The sequence below is a fragment of the Sorangium sp. So ce176 genome (assembly GCF_051519835.1).
Classification (GTDB): domain Bacteria; phylum Myxococcota_A; class Polyangia; order Polyangiales; family Polyangiaceae; genus Sorangium; species Sorangium cellulosum_G.
This window is the reverse complement of the sequence record NZ_CP150371.1, coordinates 4,284,482-4,302,923: the sequence shown is the minus strand read 5'-3', so window position 1 is coordinate 4,302,923 and position 18,442 is coordinate 4,284,482. Positions and strand designations below refer to the sequence as shown.

Annotated in this window: 18 protein-coding genes and 1 pseudogene; 3 read left to right on the top strand and 16 right to left on the bottom strand. The window is 73.1% G+C overall.

Annotated features, from left to right (window positions below):
• Positions 1-3: 3 nt before the first annotated feature.
• The 15 genes and pseudogenes from WMF42_RS15965 to WMF42_RS15895 form a co-directional block, all read right to left on the bottom strand.
• Entirely contained in the window at positions 4-549 is a 546-nt protein-coding gene (locus WMF42_RS15965) for a hypothetical protein (protein WP_437692840.1), read from the bottom strand.
• Positions 550-562: 13 nt separating this feature from the next.
• Positions 563-1,177 carry a DotU family type IV/VI secretion system protein gene (locus WMF42_RS15960; RefSeq protein ID WP_437692838.1) on the bottom strand — a complete coding sequence of 205 codons (615 nt, stop codon included), beginning with the start codon at positions 1,175-1,177 and terminating at the stop codon, positions 563-565.
• On the bottom strand, positions 1,174-2,808 hold the full coding sequence (locus WMF42_RS15955; protein WP_061609343.1) for a type VI secretion system baseplate subunit TssF: 1,635 nt from the start codon (positions 2,806-2,808) through the stop codon (positions 1,174-1,176). The genes WMF42_RS15960 and WMF42_RS15955 overlap by 4 nt, the downstream gene beginning before the upstream one ends.
• Before the next feature lie 9 nt (positions 2,809-2,817).
• The gene (locus WMF42_RS15950; protein ID WP_061609342.1) at positions 2,818-3,396 is read right to left on the bottom strand and encodes a hypothetical protein; all 579 of its coding nucleotides are present in this window, start codon (positions 3,394-3,396) and stop codon (positions 2,818-2,820) included.
• Positions 3,397-3,399: 3 nt separating this feature from the next.
• Complete coding sequence (locus WMF42_RS15945) at positions 3,400-5,034, bottom strand: hypothetical protein (RefSeq protein WP_437692835.1); 1,635 nt, start codon at positions 5,032-5,034, stop codon at positions 3,400-3,402.
• A gap of 22 nt (positions 5,035-5,056) precedes the next feature.
• Positions 5,057-5,422 carry a GPW/gp25 family protein gene (locus tag WMF42_RS15940; protein ID WP_434047631.1) on the bottom strand — a complete coding sequence of 122 codons (366 nt, stop codon included), beginning with the start codon at positions 5,420-5,422 and terminating at the stop codon, positions 5,057-5,059.
• Positions 5,423-5,509: 87 nt separating this feature from the next.
• Positions 5,510-6,781 carry a type VI secretion system baseplate subunit TssK gene (tssK, locus tag WMF42_RS15935; protein ID WP_437692833.1) on the bottom strand — a complete coding sequence of 424 codons (1,272 nt, stop codon included), beginning with the start codon at positions 6,779-6,781 and terminating at the stop codon, positions 5,510-5,512.
• Between the two features lie 19 nt (positions 6,782-6,800).
• The gene (locus WMF42_RS15930) at positions 6,801-7,370 is read right to left on the bottom strand and encodes a hypothetical protein (RefSeq protein WP_061609338.1); all 570 of its coding nucleotides are present in this window, start codon (positions 7,368-7,370) and stop codon (positions 6,801-6,803) included.
• A gap of 53 nt (positions 7,371-7,423) precedes the next feature.
• Positions 7,424-9,046 carry a type VI secretion system contractile sheath large subunit gene (tssC, locus tag WMF42_RS15925; RefSeq protein WP_061609337.1) on the bottom strand — a complete coding sequence of 541 codons (1,623 nt, stop codon included), beginning with the start codon at positions 9,044-9,046 and terminating at the stop codon, positions 7,424-7,426.
• A 51-nt stretch (positions 9,047-9,097) separates the two neighbouring features.
• Entirely contained in the window at positions 9,098-10,207 is a 1,110-nt protein-coding gene (locus tag WMF42_RS15920; protein WP_061609336.1) for a type VI secretion system contractile sheath small subunit, read from the bottom strand.
• A gap of 120 nt (positions 10,208-10,327) precedes the next feature.
• Complete coding sequence (locus tag WMF42_RS15915) at positions 10,328-11,221, bottom strand: hypothetical protein (RefSeq protein WP_061609335.1); 894 nt, start codon at positions 11,219-11,221, stop codon at positions 10,328-10,330.
• Positions 11,218-12,207: a type VI secretion system protein IglI family protein gene (locus WMF42_RS15910; RefSeq protein ID WP_437692829.1), complete on the bottom strand. Its 990-nt coding sequence runs from the start codon at positions 12,205-12,207 to the stop codon at positions 11,218-11,220. Before WMF42_RS15910 ends, WMF42_RS15915 begins: the two co-directional genes overlap by 4 nt.
• A 27-nt stretch (positions 12,208-12,234) precedes the next feature.
• Positions 12,235-13,266 (bottom strand): hypothetical protein, encoded by a 1,032-nt coding sequence (locus WMF42_RS15905; RefSeq protein WP_437692828.1) that lies wholly within the window; start codon positions 13,264-13,266, stop codon positions 12,235-12,237.
• 168 nt (positions 13,267-13,434) lie between these two features.
• Positions 13,435-13,722: pseudogene (locus WMF42_RS15900) on the bottom strand (AMP-binding protein); the annotation flags it as partial.
• A gap of 260 nt (positions 13,723-13,982) precedes the next feature.
• Positions 13,983-14,411, bottom strand: a complete 429-nt coding sequence (locus tag WMF42_RS15895; protein WP_437692826.1) for a hypothetical protein — start codon at positions 14,409-14,411, stop codon at positions 13,983-13,985.
• 412 nt (positions 14,412-14,823) lie between these two features.
• Here WMF42_RS15895 and WMF42_RS15890 point away from each other — a divergent pair, with 412 nt between their 5' ends.
• From WMF42_RS15890 to WMF42_RS15880, 3 genes are read left to right on the top strand one after another with little or no spacing between them, the layout of a single operon-like run.
• On the top strand, positions 14,824-16,038 hold the full coding sequence (locus tag WMF42_RS15890; protein ID WP_437692824.1) for an eCIS core domain-containing protein: 1,215 nt from the start codon (positions 14,824-14,826) through the stop codon (positions 16,036-16,038).
• Positions 16,039-16,055: 17 nt separating this feature from the next.
• A complete protein-coding gene (locus WMF42_RS15885; protein WP_437692822.1) occupies positions 16,056-16,814 on the top strand; it encodes a hypothetical protein in 759 nt (252 codons plus the stop codon).
• 33 nt (positions 16,815-16,847) lie between these two features.
• Positions 16,848-17,234: a DUF4280 domain-containing protein gene (locus WMF42_RS15880; protein WP_437692820.1), complete on the top strand. Its 387-nt coding sequence runs from the start codon at positions 16,848-16,850 to the stop codon at positions 17,232-17,234.
• A gap of 139 nt (positions 17,235-17,373) precedes the next feature.
• On the opposite strand, the gene WMF42_RS15875 is transcribed toward WMF42_RS15880, so the two are convergent.
• Complete coding sequence (locus tag WMF42_RS15875) at positions 17,374-18,054, bottom strand: hypothetical protein (protein ID WP_437692819.1); 681 nt, start codon at positions 18,052-18,054, stop codon at positions 17,374-17,376.
• Positions 18,055-18,442 lie beyond the last annotated feature (388 nt).

Below are 18,442 nucleotides of genomic sequence, written 5' to 3'. Positions count from 1 at the left end.
CCATCAGCTCTCCACGGGGGGCGGGGGCCGCGCCGGCAGGAGGAGGAGCGCCTCGAGGATGTCCTCCGCCTGCTCGAAGGCCGGGAGCAGCGCCGCTGGATCGCGCGCCGCCCCGGGCGCGCCCAGGGCGGCGCGGAGCGGATCCAGCGCCGCGCGCGCGACAGCGACGAGCGCCGGCGGCGCCGCCGCGGCGATCGCCTCCTCGATCTCGGCGAGGAGCGCGACGGGGTCCCGCGGCGCGGCCTCGCTCGGCCGGGCGACGACGGGGTCCCGGGGCGCGGCCTCGCTCGGCCGGGCGACGACGGGGGCCCGCGGCGCGGCCTCGCTCGGCGGGGCGCGGCCCTCCACGTCGACCGGATCCGCAGGCGGCGCGGCGGGCGGCTCGCGCGGGGCCTGGACCCGGGGCCGCGGACCGCGCGCCGGCGCGGCCGGGTGCGGCGCCGTCTCGCGCCATCGCGCGATCATCGGTGAGGCGGGCATCGGTGACGCGGGCATCGGCGACGCGGGCAGCGGCGACGTGGGGTGCTTGCTCTCGGGATCGGCCGCCACGGCGGCCACTGCATCACAACCCGCGGGTGATGGCCAAGAGGACGAGCTGCAGCGCGAGCAGGGCGCCCACCGCGGCCGCCACGTGGTGCCAGCGCGGCCGCGCCTTCCGCGACGCGGGCTTCGCCGGCTCCGCCGCGAGGGGCACGCCCGGCGGGAGCCTCGCGGCGAGGCGCTCCTTCCAGCGCGGGATCTGGGCCGGAGCGTCGACGAGGCGCCCCTCGAAGCCGACCTTGAGGCAGAAGAGGTAGGCGCCGACGACGAGCGCCGGCGGCGCGGCCAGGCGCAGCAGGGCCCCCGCCTGCTCGTAGAACACGTCGCCGCCGTCGCCCGCCGGGAACAGGTCGCGCTGGAGGGCCGGCCACGCGGGCGGCTCGTCCGGATCGAGCCGGGTGAGCCGGCCCTCGACCCGCTCGTCGAGCAGGAGCACGAGCGGCACCAGCGCGGAGACGGCGTCCTCCTCGCTGGCCGGAGGCGAGAGCGCCGCGAGCAGCTCGTCGAGGCGGCGGCGCAGGCGCGCGCGCAGCGCGTCGAGATCGGGCCGCGCCGCCCGGTCCCCGAACGCCGCGGCGATGATGCGCTCGGCGTCCTGGTGGGCAGCGACGATCTCCGCCCAGATCCGCGGGGTCACGCCCGCCCCCCGCCGGCCGGGAGCGCCCGCCGGGGCGCGTCCCCGCGCGCGTCGATCTCGACGTCCACCGGCTCCTCGGTCCATGCGTCGAGCAGCTCGACCACCTGCGCCGCGAGCCGCCGCAGCAGCGGCGCGTCCTCCGGGCCGCGCCGCCGCAGCGCGAGGCGGTAGACGCGCCGGACGCCGCCCGCGCGCCGCGCCGGGTCGGCCGCCTCGGCGACATCGAGGGAGTCCACGAGCGCGTGCGCGCCGCGGTAGGGCCCGTCGGCGCCCGTGCCGAGGATCTCCAGCACGCCCATCAGGTCCCGCCGCGAGAGCGAGGGCCGCATCCGCAGCGAGAGCACGTCGAGGCAGCGCGCGGGGTCGCGCGCGAGCGGGCTCTCCTCGGGGCGGCGCAGCGGCCCGAGCGCGCGGAAGGAGATCGCCGGCAGGTGCCGCGTCTGCGGCGCGATCGCGAGCCGGCCCGCCGCCGAGGACCAGAGGCCGGGCTGAGACCACCGCGCGTCCACCTGCACCTTCGCGGGCCGCTCGAACGCGCCGGCGATCTGCAGGCGGAGCCGCGGCGGGCCGCCCTCCTCGTCCTCCTCGAGCTCGTAGGTGTCGCCGCCGCAGGCGAGCGCGGCGGGGAGGATCGGCGAGAGCCCCCGATCGTCGCTCCTGTACACCCCGCGCACGCCCGTGAGCTCGACGGCCTCGAGGACCGCGCTCGGGCTCTGCACCGGGTAGCCGTCCCGGGTGCCGTCGCAGAGGACGGGCGCGGAGAGGTCGGTCCAGGCGTTCACGGCGGGCACGACGAAGAGGTGGAACGCGTCGTGCGGCACGACAATGTCCGCCGGGAACGCCTCGTCGAGCTCGAGGTGGATCGCGAGCGCGCTCCACGGCGAGGGCGCCGGCGGCACCGCGACGTGGACGAACAGGTCCTGCTCCGGCAGGTGGAAGAACCCGCGGATCCGCGCGAGCGCGCCCGGCTCGCCGACCTCGTCGGCGAGGCGCCGCGGCGGCTCCGCGCCGAAGGCGATCCGGCACGGCGCCTCGCGCCCGTCGCCGTCGGCCACGGCGAACGCCCCCACGGCGTGCTGCTCGAGCGCGTCGTGCAACGCGAGCGAGGCGCGGTAGTCGTTGAGGCGCCGGACGTGGATCGGGAGCTCCACCGCGCCCTTGATCGGCCGGCGCGCGCGCAGCCGGAGGGTGAGGCGCAGCCGGCGCCGCACCTCGACGAGGGCCGCGCCCTCGATCTCGATCGGCAGCACCGCGAGCGGCCGCGCGGTGGAGAAGATGCCGGCCTTGCCCTCCGGCGTGGAGACGCGGAGGAGGGTGCCGGCGGGCAGCCCCGAAGGCTCGATCAGGCCGCCGTCCGGCGCCGCCTGCACCATCATCGCCGCGGGCGACGTCGCGAGCAGATCGTCGAGGGTGCCGGCGGCGATGCGCCGCACCGCCGCGCGGGTCGAGGCGGCGGCGGCCGCGCGCGTCCGCGCCGAGAAGAACGCCATCGCCTCGAGGATCCGGCGGACGTCGGGGTCGTCGCGCCCGGGCAGGAGCCCCCCCTCCGCCTCGCGCCGGGCCGCGAAGGCGTCGAGCGCCTGGAGCTCCGCAAGGAACATCGCAGAGAGCCGCTCGCTTGTCGCGCTCATGCTCGCTCCTCAGCCCAGGTTGATCAGGCTGCCCTGCACGTTGGTCAGGCTGCCCTTCAGCGTGGCGATCCCGGACGACTCCAGCGACATCATCCCGTCCGCCTTCACCTGCACCTGCACCCCCGACATCGCCGCCTGCGCCTGCGACAGCTCGAGCTTCCCCCCCGAGGAGACCGTCGCGCCCGCGCTCGCGAGGGAGACCTTGCTCGTCGACGCGCCGCTCAGGCTCACCTCGGTCTGCCCCTCGGCCGCGATCTTCTGCCCGGAGACGCTCACGTTCGCGTCCGACGCGAGGGTCATGTCCTTCGCGCTCTGCGCCGTGAGCGTGTCGCCGCTCTTCCACGTGGAGGCCTTGCCCGAGGAGAGGTCGATCGTCTCCTCCGCCTTCACCTCGAACTGCTTGCAGGTGATGGTGACCTTCTCGGCGACCTGCTGGATGACGCTCGTCGCCTGATCGCCCGCGACCTTCAGCTCGATCATCGTGCCGTCCATCTTGATTGTCTGCGTGATCTTGGCGTCGGCGTTGGTGATGGTGACGGTCAGCCCCGCGGCCTTGTCCATCTCGATGGTGCAGACAAGGGTCCCCATGGGCTAGCCCTGCTTCTCCTCGACCTTGAGGGTGAGCTTGCCCTCCTCGAGCTGGAGGAGGACGGTGTCCTTGTCGTTCGTGCGCAGGACGCGGAGCACGGGCTTGTCGTCCTGGTAGTCGTGGAGCACCGACGTGCTGTTCGTGGCCGACTTGCCCAGGAACAGGTGCTGCCCCTGCCCGTCCGCGGGGGCCCTGGCGTCGGCGCGCCAGTCGAGCAGCGTCACGACGCGCGCCCCGGTGAAGTCGAGCGCGCAGAGGACCCGCTCGCCCTTGTAGAGCGGCAGGTAGAGCGTCCCCGAGCCGGAGGTCGGCTCGTAGGGCGCGGTGATCTCCTGGTCCTCGAAGAGGGGGATCTCGATCGTGTAGCGCTCGACCGAGGTGCTCGAGTCCGTCGCGAACTGGTAGGTGATGTGGTCGTCCTCGCCGACAGTGCTCACCACCTTGCCCTCCAGGTACCCGGGGAAGCGCGGGTCCACGATGGGCGGCAGCCGGAGCGCGGGCTCGGCCCTGGCCTCGAGGCGGGCCGACATCGAGAGCTCGAACGCCGTCGCCGGCTCGCCGTAGCCCTGCTCCGGCCCCTCGTCGACGGCGCGCGCCTCGATCGAGAGCCGGTGGACGCGCCACGGCTCCGCGGCGAGGAGGAGCGCGGCGCTGTTCCCGCCGGTCGCGGAGATCGACACAAGGCTGCCCGGCGCCACGAGCACGGTGGGGAAGCGGCGGAACACCACCTCGACCTCCCGCCCCGGCAGGAGCGGCCGCGCCTTCTCGAGCGCCACCCGGCCGTCCACCTCCGCGGCGATCGGCGTGCGGATCAGCACGTCGCGGAACACCCCCGCGGCCGCGTTCGCGTTCTCGCCCACCTCGGTGCGCGGCGACCCCGTGTTCGAGCAGCGCACGCGCGGCGTGTGCCGCGGGATCGCCGGGAAGACCGAGGTGAGCCGCGCGACGTCGTCCGCGGGCAGCTCGGCCGCCTCGCCGCTCGCGTCCTTGGCCCCCTTGATCGCGTACGCCCGCGCCGCGTGGTCGAAGGTGAACACGCCCCCCCGGTGCCGCACGTACCAGAGGACGAGATCGTAGAAGCTGCTCCCCGCGGCCGGGTCGAGGTGGAAGAAGATCAGCGGCTCTGCGGCCGTGATCGGGTCGAAGTCGTAGGTCAGCGTCGCCTTCGCGCCCTTGTGGTCCTCGATGACGTCCTTGAACGACCTGTTCGTGGCGAGATCGCAGGGGAAGTGCTGGCGCCACAGCGCGCGCGCCGGATCGGCGAAGCTCACCCGGTAGTACCGGGAGAGCGCGTCGGCCGCCGCGCCGTCGGGCTGGTGGACCTCCTCGCGGAGCGCCCGCTCCAGCACGACGCCGCCCGTCTTCAGGACCGCGGCGGACGGCTCGGTGTCGGTCTCGAGGTGCACCGCCTGGAGGGAGAGCGACACCTCGGCGAGGTCCGGCTTCTGGAAATCCTCGAGGATCGCGTCGCCGTATTTCCCCTGCCGGCCGTCGTCGTCCTGCACGACGAACTCCACCCAGCCCTCCACGCCCCAGGCGTGCATCTCGATCCCGAGGCCGCGCACGTCGCCGCCGGGGATCTCGCGCGCCGTCCCCGCCAGCGTGAGGGTGAGCGAGATCTGGAGGCGCTCCCTCACGGCCGCGCCCCTCCCCTCGGCCCTACGCCGCCGGCAGCACCCGCACGCCGCGGAAGACGCTGTGGAAGAGGATCGCGAACGAGCAGACCTCGCCCTGGCAGCGCCCGCTGAGCCGGAAGCGCACCCAGAGCGCGCGATCCCGCCCGATCAGGGTGAGCTGGGGCTCGGTGAGCCGCGGCTCGTGGCGCCTGACCTGCTCCAACATCTCCTGGGTGAGCGCGCCGAGGAACGGCTTCGTCGCGTGGATCCCGTCGTAGCCCCCGATCCCGAAGACCTCCACGGCCCCGGCGTGCCCGCGCTTCGCGTTGAGCACCGCCTCGAGGTTCCGCGCGATGCTCTCGAGCGCGCGCTCGTCCGGAGCGCCGGCAAGCTTCCCGAAGAACGACACGATCCAGCGCCTCCGTGGCCGCGGGGGTTCGGGGACGTAGCGGGGCTTGTCCCCGCGGAGCCCCCGAGCGCTGACAGTATACGGTACTCACGGCCGCCTCCAGCAGAGGACGACCTGGTGCCCCTCGAGGTGCGGCGGCGGGTGGAACGCGAGGGCGCGCTCGCGCGCCGCGTGCGCCCACTCGCCGCCCTCCTCGCCGGCCGCGCCGCCGACGACCCGGTAGAAGTCGACAGCCCCGCCGAAGCCGTGCCGGAACGGCGGGCTCGACGTGGGCGCGAGCCGCAGGCCGCGGAGCGCGTGCTCGCGCACGATCCGCAGCCGGGTCGGGCTGGCCAGCCGCGCGCCGTCGAGCGGCACCTGATCGGCCGCGCGGGCCTTGAGCACGGCCACGTAGACCTCGGGCGCCGAGAGCGCCTCGTCCGGCAGCTCGGCGGCGACGAGGCGGCCGTTGTCCGGGAGGAAGGCGACGGCCGGCGAGGTCGGCTGCGGCGCCGCCGTCCGGCGCCCGATGTGCGCGAGCACCTCGCCGAAGCAGCGCGCCGGCGCGTCGTGATCGTAGGCCGGCGGCCGCCACGGCGACGCGTGCTCGTCGAGCAGGTAGACGTCGAGCGAGAACGCGCGCAGCGCCGAGAACACGGCGTACGGGTGGAGCGGCACGCCGCGCTCGATGTCCGCGAGCAGCGCGGCGAGCTTGCGCGCCTCCAGCCGCACGCGCTGCACCGGCCCGAGCGACTCGCCGCGGCCCAGCGCGTCGAGCGCCCGCGCGTCGAGCGCGCTCTCCAGGCCGGCGAGATCGCCGCGGAGCGCCGAGAGGGCGCGCGTGAGGTAAGGGGTTGTGTCGAGGCGCAGGAGCGGCGGCGCCGAGGACTCGTCGAGGCGGAACGCGCCGCGCTGCAGGACGAAGCGGCCGAGGGGGACGCGGCCGCGGGCGCCCAGCGCGGCGCGCTCGGTGGAGAGCTCGATGACGTGGAACGCCCGCGGGATCTCCCGCGGCGAGGGCAGCTCCATCGGCGGATCGCCCGCGCCGCCGTCGTCGTCGGGGTCGAGCACGTGGGCGAAGACCTCCACCTCGCGCCGCCCGGCCTCCTTGAGGTCGAGCGGCGCGCGCATCCTGGCGTTGCCTGGCACGTCGACGAGCGCGCCCTCCGGCAGCACCGCGGTGAGCGCGGTGATCCAGAGGACGCCGTCCGTCGGATCGTCGCCGTTCCACGCCAGCCGGGCCACGCCGTAGGCCGGCGCGCTGAGCCCCGCGCGCAGCGCCGCCTCGGCGGCGAGCGCCGCCTCGAGGCCGGCGAAGTGCTCGGGCAGGAGGATCTGCCCGATCCGCCAGGTCGGACGAGCCAGGGTGGACGCCGCCATGCTGCTCCAGGCGGCCGGTTCAGCCGACCGTGAGGCCCCAGGCCTTGGCGAAGTTCTTGCCGTCGCCGACAGCGATCTGGAGCGCCTGCGCCGTGGGCTGCGGCTTGATGCCTGTGGTGGCCGCGTAGTTCTCGGGCGACTGCACCTGGGTCGAGGCGTCGTCCGCGACGGCCAGGTTGAGCTCATCCCCGTTCTTCTCGAGGATGCCCTTCATGTCGGTCTGGTTGCTGTGGAAGCAGAGGAAATACTTCTTCGCCAGCGGGTCATAGTCGTAGACCGAGAACTGGAACTCCGCGAGCACGTTGGTCATCGACGTGTAGACCAGCGTGAGGAGGCTCTGCTTGTTGGTGACCGAGACCTGGCCGGCGAAATAGACAGCGTCGGTGACGCCCGTCTCCCACTGGATGTCGGAGAGCACGGCGACGGCCTTCAGATCCGTCGTCGGGTTGGTCGGGTCCTTGCAAGTCTGGTCCGCCGTGAGGTCGGTGTCGCCGAGCTTCAGCTTCGTGATGAAGCCGACCGGCGTCTGCTTGTCCTTCTTGTAGTTGTATCCCTGGTAGATATCGAGGGTTCTACGAAACGTCGGCATGGCCGCTCATCCTTTCTCGCGCGTGGGGGGCTCGTCCTCGTCGACTCGTGGCCTCAGGGCCCGCCGAGGGCCGCCTCGAGGCGCAGCTCCACATCCATCCCCTCGAACTGGACGTGCGGCAGGACGGAGAGCGTCGCCTTGTACCAGCCGAAGGGGCCCGGCTTCGGCTCGACCTCGACCGCCACCGCCTTGAACGGGTAATAGAGCAGCGTCAGGTCGTCGGGGTTCGTGATCGTGGTGACGTACTGGCCGAGCCAGCCCTCGAGGACCCGCTGGATGTACGGCCCGTCGGCGGTGCTCCCGATGTACTCGCGCATCATCCGCTTGACGAAGTGGGCAATGCGGGTGACCGAGAACGTGTAGGCCAGGTTCGTCACCAGGTGCGCGTTCTTGGTGCTCAGGTCCTCGACGAAGAGGCGCGGCTTCTTGATCGACTGGGAGCTGAAGAACGTGGCGGTGGCCTCGTTCTTCTTGTGCACCAGCGGGACGAAGCCGTTCTTCGCGAACTGGAGCTCGCGGTAATCGGGGATGGCGATCTCGACCGGGGGCTGGATCTCCTCATAGCCGTTCTTGGTGTACGTGTGGACCGTGAGCCCCTCGACGATGCCGCCGCCCTTCGGGCCGCGGATGTGCTGCGCCCACCCGCTCCGCTCGTAGGAGCGCACCATGTTCCTGGCGAAGAGGATCGCCGAGTTCCCCCAGAGGAAGTTGCTCGCGTCGTCGGTGCGGCCGGGGCGGACGGTCTCGCCGAACCCGATCTGGTTGCCCCGCTGGATCGACGCGCCGTTCGTCCAGGGGTCGCGGAGCAGGTAGCGCGGCAGCGTGAGGGCGATGTAGGCCGCCGCGTCGGTGTCGCGGAGCTCCTGCCATTTCCCGAACCTGGGATGCGCGAGCACCGCGTCGAGATCCCCGATCTGGGCGACCTCCTCCATCGTCTTGCTGGGGTGGAAGAACGCCGGGTGCACCGCCGCCACGAAGGGGCAGTGGCTCGCGTTCGCGACCTTGCTCATGGCGCCGAGCCACTCGATGTCCTCGTCCGAGGACTGGAAGTCGTAGAGGCCGATCATCGAGGCGAAGGGCTTGCCGCCGTAGCGATCGTACTCCTCGATGTAGACCTTCCTGAAGAGCTCCCCGCCGAAGATGTCCGACTTGTGGTCGACGAGGTCGTTGAAGAGCTCCTCCTTGCTCGCGTCGAGGAAGTCGATGGTGACGTCGTCGTCGTTCACGCTCGACGCGAGGTCGTCGAGCCCGCGCCACGCGGCCTCCAACGCCTGGAAGTCGTCGTCGTGGTAGACGAGATCCAGGTACGAGGCGACCTTCTGGTCGATCTCCGCGGTGAGCCGGCCGATCGTGTCGAGGATGTCGCTGAAGCTCTTCAGGTCACGGTTGATGTCCTCGCTGTTCACGAGGAGCACCGCGAGGGCGTTCATGAAGCGCGCCCCCTCGTTGATCTCCGTGCTGCGATCGTCGAAATGGAGCGGCGCGGCCGCCGCCGTGTCCCCGCCGGAGGACAGCGGCGCCCCGGCGGCAGCCACCGACAGGGGCTTGCTCGCGGCGCTGATGATCGCCTTGGGGCTGCCGCTGGGATCACCGTTGATATAGAGATCGCCGGGCGTCTCTCCGAGCGTCTCCAGGAGGCGCTCTTGCAACTCTTTCGCGTTCTTCGTCAGAGCCATCGCTGATTCTCCCGCCTCGTCTTGCCGAGCGCTCTCACCAGGGACCTGGCCTCAGGTGCCATCGGCACCGCCTCCGCCCGCCGCTCCGCCGCCTCCGCCCGCCGCTCCGCCGCCTCCGCCCGCCGCTCCGCCGCCTCCGCTCACCGGGGCCGCGACGGCGGACCGCTCGATCTGGAGCAGCGGGAAGCTCTCGCCCGCCCAGGCCTTGAGCTCGCGGAACCCCGCGAGCTTCGCCTCGATCGCCGCCGTGGACTCGCCATAAGCCGGCAGCATCTCCTTCAGCCGCTTGCGCAGGTCGGGCCGGTTCCTGAGCGCCGATTGCAGGTCCAGGAGGAGCTGCTTGAGCACGCGCAGGCGGTGCACCTCGGGGATGCTGCCCGCGACGGCGTCCGGAGCGAACGAGTCGATGGCGGTGAACGGGATCGTCCGCTCCGCGCGGCCAGGCTGCGAATCCTTGACGGTGACAGTGAAGGCCTTCACCTTCCGGTCCCCGGCGGCTGCCGCGGCGCCATCGTCATCGCCCTCCTCCGCCGGCGAGATCGTCACCTGCTTGTCGTCGAGCGAGATCTGCGGCGTCTCCAGGAACCCGGTGATGATCCCGACGACCTTGTCCGTCGCCGGATCGACGTGGGTCCCGGTGACGGCGCCCGTCACGTTGACCTTCGCGCCCTTGGCCGTGGCCGTGCGATTGGCGATCGTCACCGTGAGCGTGCCGTGGACCTTCACCTCGCCGGTGATGTCGGCGATCCCGTTGTCGTCGCTCGCGCTCTCGAAGCGCGCCGACCCGCTCAGGCTGAAGGCCGCGTCCCCGTCCTTCTCGAGCGCCGTCCGGGGGATGAAGCACGTCACCTTGTGGAAGTGGATCTGCCCGGGGATGGCGCTCCGGAGCGGCCCGAGCGCCTCATCCTCGTTCGGGATCCGCCAGATCGGGATCACCTCGCGCAGGTGATCGTTCACCGTGGTGCCCCGCTTGATCGTGCGGACGCTCCGGGTCGCCAGGTCGGGGAGCAGGTTCCCTCGACGGAGGGATCGACCCGCGAACTCGCCGAGGACGAGGAGGCGATAGGGCAGCTTCTCCTGCTGCACCGTGCCGGTGATGTCGGTCCGGTAGGTAATTGTCAGGCGCGACTTAAAGATCTGCTCCTGGATCGGCTTGCTCAACGCCGTCCTCCTTCTTCGCTCGGCACAGTGGGCGCTCGGGGGCGCTCTCTGCGCATCGCGCACGGCCCCCGGAACGACGCATAGGCTCACACACTCATCAACTGCGGACCAACTTTCGGGTCACGCGGGCGGGACGCGCCCCTCGAACAGGAGAGTCGCCTTCGGCGGGCGCGCCCGCACGATCGGCTCGAATCCGAGGTGGGAGGCGCCCACCAAATCGAGCCGGCCATCGGCCTGGCGGTCGAGCAGGACGACGCGGAGGTGAAGGCCCGTGTCGCGGAGCGCGGGCAGGACGCGCGCCTCGAGGCGGCGCCGCGCCTCCGCGGCCCAGGGCTCGCCGCTCCAGGTGGTGGACTCGTCGGCGACGAGGATCGCGTCGAGCCCGGGCGCCGCGATCTCCGCCTCGCCCCCGAGCGCGGCGAAGCCGAGCACCGCCTGTCCGAGGCGCGGATCCTGCGCCGGCATGCCGCGCCGCACGGGCGCGCGGCGCACGCTCACCCCGAGCTCGGGGTAGACCTTCCCGAGGAGCCAGTGGAGCGCGAGCGGCGAGGCCGGCCGCGCGAGCGCGAGCGCGTCGCGGCGCACGTCCGCCGCGCGGGGGAAGAGCCGCTCGGCGCGCTCGGGCAGGAGGGCCTCCGCGCGGTCGCGGAGCAGGCGATCGTCGAGCGTCGCGAGGATGCCCTCCAGCGCCGGGCCGGCGCGCGGGTGCGCGAGCAGCTCCAGGAAATAGGAGGGCAGCGGGCTGGTGCTGCTCCGGAGCCCGAGGTTCAGGGTCACGACAACGTGATCGGGCGCGATCTCGACGTCGTGCACGATCGCGGAGCGGGTGGAGAGCGACGGGCGGCAGCAGAACCGGATGGCGCGGTCGGGAAGCTTCTCGCGGAGCAGCGCGATCAGCGCCGGCACGTCGAACGCGCTCGCGCGCCGGCGGATGGCCGCCTCGAGCGGGCCGTCCTCGCCGGCGGGATCCTCGTCGGGGTGCTCCCGGGCGGCCGTCATCGCGTCGTCGCTCACGGCTCGAGGAAGGCGTCGAGATCGACCTGATAGAGCTGCTCCAGCGCCTCCCACGCCGGGCTGTCCGCCGCGGCCCAGTGCGGCGCGATAGCGTCGATGTGCGCGCTGAGCAGGCGGAAATGGGGTGCGAGGAGCGCGGGCAGGTAGACGCGCGGATCGAAGCTGTCCACCGCGGCCTTGATGTCCCGGGCCACGATCGCGGCCTTGCCCATCTCGCCCTGCTCGACGAGCCCCGCGAACGCCTCGAGCTTGCGAATGAACTGCTCCAGCGCCGGCGAGACCTGGATCACCCGCGTCCCGGGGGCTGGCGGCGCGGGCTCGCCCTCCTGGATCCCGGCGGCAGCAGGCGCCGCGTCGGCGGCCGCCTCCGCGTCATCGGCGTCGTCCGCAGCCGCCTCCGCTTTCTCCTCCGGCGCGGCGACCGGCTCCGGCGGGGGCTCGCGCCGGGGCATCTTCTGCAGGAAGAGCTCGATCCGCGCCTTCAGGCCGGCGAGCTCGACGACGCAGCGCGGGGACGCGATCCGCTCGGCGGCGGCGGCCTCGAAGGCGGCGGCGGCGTCGAGGCAGGCGCGCGCCAGATCGCGCTCCACCCGCTCCACCCAGGCGCGCCAGGTGGCGTCGCGCGCGCTCTCGTGGAAATCGATGCTCGCCTTCACGCTCCGGAACAGCAGGCACAGCGCGGAGTCCACCGCCCGATCCCGCCGCGCCGCGGGCCGGATCGCCTCCCAGCGCCGCCCTGTCGCGCCCGTCAGGACGTCCAGCATGCCCGGGAGCGCGGCAGGTCCCCGCTCCCCGAAGGCGCCGAGGAGGAGCGCGGCGATCGCGCGGATGTCGGTCCCGCCCGCCGCGAGCGCCTTCGCCGCCTGCCTCGCCGCGTCCAGGTGCTCGCCCGTCTGGACGAGGCGCACAAGCGCGTCGACGGCCGACTCGGCCATGTCCTGACCGGGGCCGTCGAGCGCGCGCGAGGCGAGGGCGATATCGATCATGCGGCGGATCCGTGCGGCGGCCCGCGCTCAAGCCCCGAGGACCAGGCCCCGCAGCCCGGCGAGGCGGCGGAATACGGGGTGCTGCGCCTTCGCCGCCAGGAAGCCCGACGAGTATTGCCGCTGGCACCACGCGGCGTCCACTTTCCGGCCCTGCATGCGGGGGTAGAGGGGGAGCACGGTGACGCGGTCGGGGAGGAAATCGTCGCCGAGATCCTCGCGGATGGCGTCGGCGAGGGCGTCGGAGAGCGCGGCGTTCGCGGGGGCGCCGTCCGGCGGCGCGCCCGCGAACGCGAGGAGGACGAAGGCCCAGCGCCCCCCCGGGTCGGCGGTGGGGATGGGCACCACGCAGGCGCCCAGGATGCCGGGCACCTCCGCGGCCCGCTCCGCGAGCTCCGCGGCCGGGAAGGCCCGCCCTGCGCGCCGGGGGGCGAGCGTGCCGCCCCACAGGAACTCCGTGCCGCGCCGCGCGAGAACGAACCACCCGTCCTTCTTCGGGTCGCCCGCGGGCGTCGGCACGAAGACGCCTGCGCCCCGGGCTGCGGGCTCGCCGCTCCCTGTCGCGTCGAAGAGGGTGTAGGGCTGCCCGGCCGCCGGCAGCGCGAGCGCCTGGACGCTGCCGGGGCGCCGCGTGGAGAAGAGCACGGCGCCGCCGGCGGCGGCGTCGACGAGGAGGTTGGTGGAGGGCACGCCGGCGAGGTCGTTCTTCTTGACGAGCTCGTTCCAGGCCACCCAGTCGAGCGGTTCGTCGACGCTCCGCACCCACTGGCGCAGCTTCGGCGGCCGCGCGATCGGCGCCTTGCGCAGCGCCTCGCAGAGCCCTGGCGTGATGCCGAGGGTGGTGATGGGCTGCTCGTCGAGGAGGCCGGGGCGCGCGGCGATGTCGGCGGGCGTGAGCTCGACGAAGGTGGCCCCGGCGAGCAGGGTCGCGAGGATCGCCGCGGGGTGATGCTGCTGGGGGTGGAAGCCGGGGAGCGCGAGGGCGTCGCCGGGGCCGAGGCGATACGCGAGCACGGCGTCGTGGAGGGCGCGCTGCCACGCGGCGCCCGCGGGCAGGTCCACCGGCTCGGCGAGGGGCGCGCGCAGGGGCGAGAAGAGGCGCGCGCAGGGCTCGTCGGGCGCATAGGCGTGCGGCGGCGCGGCGAGCGGCGGGCCGTCGCCGGCGAGCGGCAGGGCGCGCTCGGCGAAGGGCCCGATGGGCGGCGGGGCGGCGGGATCGACGACGACGTGGGCGGGATCCAGCGCCTTCAGGCGGCGGAGCAGGGCGCGCTCGCCGGCGGGGGCGAGGAAGGAGACGACCAGGCCGAGGCGGAGGGCGGCGCCGAAGGCGATGAGCCAGGGAATGCCGAGCGGAAGGACGAGGGCGACGGCGGCGCCTGGGGCGACGCCGGCGGCGGCCCAGCGCCGGGCGCAGGCGGAAGCGCGGGCGGCGAGATCCGGATAGGAGAGCGATTGCCAGCCGGCGCGGCGCTGGTAGCCGACGAAGGCCGCGCGGCCGGCGCCTGCGTGGCGGCCGATGGCGTCGTGGTAGAGGTCGTACGCGTGGCCTGGGCGGCTGCGCGGCGCCGGGCCGGCGCGGCGCGCGTGGTCGGCGAGGGCGGACCAGAAGGCGGGGGGATCGTCGTACGTCGCGGCGAGCCAGGCGAGCTCGGGGACGTCGTCCTCGCGGGAGAGCTCGAGGGAGCGGAGGGCGGCGGGGATGTCCAGAGGCGGGAAGGTAACGACGGCTTCCCGTCAATGGCAACATTGTGCCGGGTGTCGTCGGGCGCGAGGTCGCCTCAGGAGAGCACGTCGGCAGCGGTCTTCGCCTCGAGCACGTTCTCCACCCACCGATCCAGGGTGGCGCCGTCGTCACACCCCAGGATCCGGCTGCGCTGCTCGTCCGAGAGCGCGATCCCCGCCCGCGCGAGGAGCCGGAGCAGCACGTCGCGCTTTCCCTTGAGCTCGCCCTCGTGCTTCCCCTTGAGCTCGCCCTCTTGCTTCCCCTTGAGCTCCCCGTCGTGGAAGCCCTTCCGCTCGCCGTCGTGGAAGCCCTTCCGCTCGCCGTCGCGGAAGCCCTCGCTGATGCCGCGCTCGAAGATCTTCTGCGCGAACGGGGGGAACGTCGCCTTGCCTTCGGTCTGCCGCTCCATGACCAGTGCCTCCAGAGCCCGCTTCATGGGCTCGCGCAGCGCATCGTAGCGATCGCCGACCGGTCTCGGCGGCATGCTCGCGCGGCATGCTCGCGCGACGTAACGTATCGATACCGATGGACGGCGCCAGCGCGAAATCCGCCGCAAGAGCTGATTTTGTGCACGCCGATCGTGCGGTTGCACGTAATGCCGTCACGCGCACGCAGAGAGATAGTTCCCGGCCATCGTGCACGGTGTTGGCGGTCTGCCCTGCACTCGATGACTCCTGGCCTCGTGGTCCCCGCGCCAACGTGGTTCCCAAGACCGAGGAGCGGAGCCGGGAGACACAAGCGACGACGTGTGACCGCCCATCGACCCCCGCAGGACCGGCGACGCCGGCTGCACCACCCCCAGGCCCTCGGTGGAGCGCCGTGCGCGCAGAGCCGGGCTCTTCGGCAAGCTTCTGGAGCCTCCACGGGCAAGGGTGATACCCTGCTCGGCATCGGCCATGCGTCCCGCTGCGCCCCCCCGCGTCATCCAGGCCTTTTTCCCTGAGCGCCGCGTCCCCGCGGGCACCGCGGTCCAGCGCTTCGCCCGCGCGGTCCTTCCGCCGCACCCGGCCACCGCGGCGCAGCCGCGCGCCGCCATGGACCCACGGCAGCGGCCCCCGCACCCCGCCACCGTCGCCCAGCCAAGGCCCGGGCTCAGCTTCGCGCCGAGGCCGCCGCACCCCGCCACCGTCGCGCCGCCGCAGGCGCCCTTCGGCGCGGCGCCCCGGGCCGGCGGGGCGGCGCAGCGCAAGGAGGCGGACGTCCACGCGTTCCAGCCGCCCACGGGCTTCCTGGAGGGGCCGGCGAAGGCGGGGCAGAAGCTCCCGCCCTCGGTGCAGCTCCGGATGGAGCGCTATTTCGGAGCCGACTTCTCCGACGTGCGGGTCCACGTCGGCCCCGAGGCCGCCTCGATCGGGGCGCTCGCCTTCACGCTCGGCGCTGATCTCTACTTCACGCCGGAGCATTACCAGCCGCACACGCGCTACGGCCAGGAGCTCCTCGGCCACGAGCTCACGCACGTGGTGCAGCAGCGGGAGGGGCGGGTCGCCAACCCCTTCGGCGACGGCGTGGCGGTGGTGCAGGATTTCGAGCTGGAGGCCGAGGCGGACCGGCACGGGAAGGCGGCGGCGCAGGGGAAGATGGGGCCCGGGTCGTCGGGGCCGGCGCACGGCGGGGCGGGAGGGCCGGCGGGGGCGCAGGCGAGGAGCGGCGGGGCGCAGGCGAAGGGGGGTTATCGGCTGCTGGTGGGCGCCTACATGCACGACAAGGCGCTGCCCGAGCCGGTGGCGGGGCACAGCTTCGTGGCGATCGAGGAGCCGAGCGGGGAGCGGCGGGCGTTCGGGTTCTCGCCGGCCCGTTACTCGAGCTACGACCCACAGCGCGACCTGGGGCGGCTCAGGATGGGCGTCGAGGGCGTCGTGCACGACGACCAGGGCGCCTTCGACAGGCCAGGGGTGAAGACGCAGGACTACGCGATCACGCGGGAGCAGGCGCGGGCGGCGATGGCGAAGATCGCGGAGTACGAGTCGGGGCGATACCGATACAGCCTGGACAAGCGCCAGTGCTCGACGTTCGCGCTCGACGTGCTGCGCGCGGCGCGGCTGCCCGTCCCCGAGGGCGGGGCCGCCCCGGGGCCGAGGGTGATGTACGAGGCGCTGGACGACGAGACCTGAGGACCGGAGGAGCCGAGATGGCGCGAGCCCAGACGAAGCCGCCGCACCCCGCCACCGTGGCGCAGAAGAAGGCTGCTCCCGCAAAAAAGGAGAGGCCGCCGCACCCCGCCACCGTGGCGCAGAAGAAGGCTGCTCCCGCAAAAAAGGAGAGGCCGCCGCACCCCGCCACCGTGGCGCAGAAGAAGGCTGCCCCCGCAAAAAAGGAGAGGCCGCCGCACCCCGCCACCGTGGCGCAGAAGAAGGCTGCTCCCGCAAAAAAGGAGAGGCCGCCGCACCCCGCCACCGTGGCGCAGAAGAAGGCTGCCCCCGCAAAAAAGGAGAGGCCGCCGCACCCCGCCACCGTGGCGCAGAAGAAGGCTGCCCCCGCAAAAAAGGAGAGGCCGCCGCACCCCGCCACCGTGGTGCAGAGGGCGGCCGCGAAGAAGACAGCGGGAGTCGAGCTCGACGGCATCCCGCTCAATGACAGCGGCAAGGGCATCGACATCGGCGAGAAGCTCGGCGAGTGGAAGCTCTCGATCGTGGGCGCCCAGGCCGATGTGTGGGACCACAGCGGCGGCGAGTGGAAGGCGTCCTATTACCGCGTCTCCGGCGACTATCACATCAAGGGTCTGCGCAGCGCCCGGAGGGACTACGAGAAGGGGTTCTTCAACGGTCAGTCCAAGAGCAGCGGCGGGGCTACCCACGCCGACGAGCGCGACAAGGTCTTCAGCAGTTTCCGGAGCGATGTGCTCGCTCACGTGCCGGGATATGCGCGCGGACTGGCAATGAAAATTTAGCTCTCCGCCGCCCCTCCCCTATCCTCCCCCGCCATGGCCGTTCAAGTCTGCGCCGGCGCCACCACGATGTGCAGCTTCGGCGTGGCCCCCGCCACGCGGATGGTCCTCCCCGTCCACCAGGCCATGGCCACCCTGCCCGCCGCCAACACCTCGGACTGCGCCCCCGTGCTCAACGTCCTCCCCTTCGGCGCCTGCTCCTCCCTGGCGAACCCCACCGTCGCCTCGGCCACCGCCGCGGCCCTCGGCGTCCTCACCCCCATGCCGGGCGTCCCCGTCCCCGCCGGCACCTGGATCCCGGGCAGCGTCACGGTGATGCTCAAGGGCATGCCCGCCCTCGACAGCGCCGCCAAGCTGATGTGCGCCTGGGGCGGCGTCATCCAGATCCTCAACCCCGGCCAGACCAAGGTCATCGACGGCTGAGCGCGCCTTCGCGTCCGCCGCCCGGCCCGGGGGCCCGGCGGGCGTCTCGGTGGCGCGGGTCGCGGTCAGGACCGGAGCCCGCCCCTGTCCAGCATTGCCGGCATCGCGGCCGGGACGGCCGTCGGGCGCGACGGTGGGCTCACGAGAGCACGTCGGCAGCGGTCTTCGCCTCGAGCACGTTCTCGGCCCACCGATCCAGGGTGGCGCCGTCGTCACACCCCAGGATCCGGCTGCGCTGCTCGTCCGAGAGCGCGATCCCCGCCCGCGCGAGGAGCCGGAGCAGCACGTCGCGCTTTCCCTTGAGCTCGCCCTCGTGCTTCCCCTTGAGCTCCCCGTCATGGAAGCCCTTCCGCTCGCCGTCGCGGAAGCCCTCGCTGATGCCGCGCTCGAAGATCTTCTGCGTGAACGGGGGGAACGTCGCCTTGCCTTCGGTCTGCCGCTCCATGACCAGTGCCTCCAGAGCCGGCACGACCGTCGGACCGAGCACCAGCGGCTTGACGTGCCCGAGCCCCAGCCCGAGATCGATGTCCTCCGCCGCCCAGGCGGCCACGGCCGCGTCCGTCGCGACCACGAGGACGGCCGTGTCGCAGCGCTTCCTGGCGCGCACGACGGCGACATACACCGGCCAGGAGTACTTCTTGTCCCGATCCTCCTCGCGCTGGACCTCGATGACGATCGCCAGAACGAGCACGCCGGCGGCGTCCCGCAGCTCGAGCACCAGGTCGGCGCGGAACTCGACCGGGAGGAGCTGGTCGAGCGAGGACTCGACCACCGCCGCGGAGGCGTGCGACGGCACGTTCACATGGAACAGAGTCGCCATGAAATGGGGCGCGAGCTCGGGGTTCTCGCGGAACGATTCTGTGGGGGCGAACCGTCGCGATCCGTCGCATCCCCGGGGATTTGGGGAGGGTCTGACGACGGATCGCACCCCCTCGGACGGCATGGACCCAACCCGGGCCCAGCTCTCAAGCCCCGGGCCTGGGGAGCTCGCGATGGTCCAGCCGTCGCCTCGGGCGGCCCTCGTCGCCTCGCTCGCCGAGACGCTCACCCGCGCAGTCGCGCTCGGGGACGAGATGGCAGCCCGCGTCGTTCACGAGGCGATCGGCCGACTGCTCGGCTTGCCGCCAGCACCGGAGGGGCGAGCAAGCTCGCGCCGACAGTAGCCCGCCGCTTCGAGACGACCAGTCTCCACGCCGCTGGGAACGCGG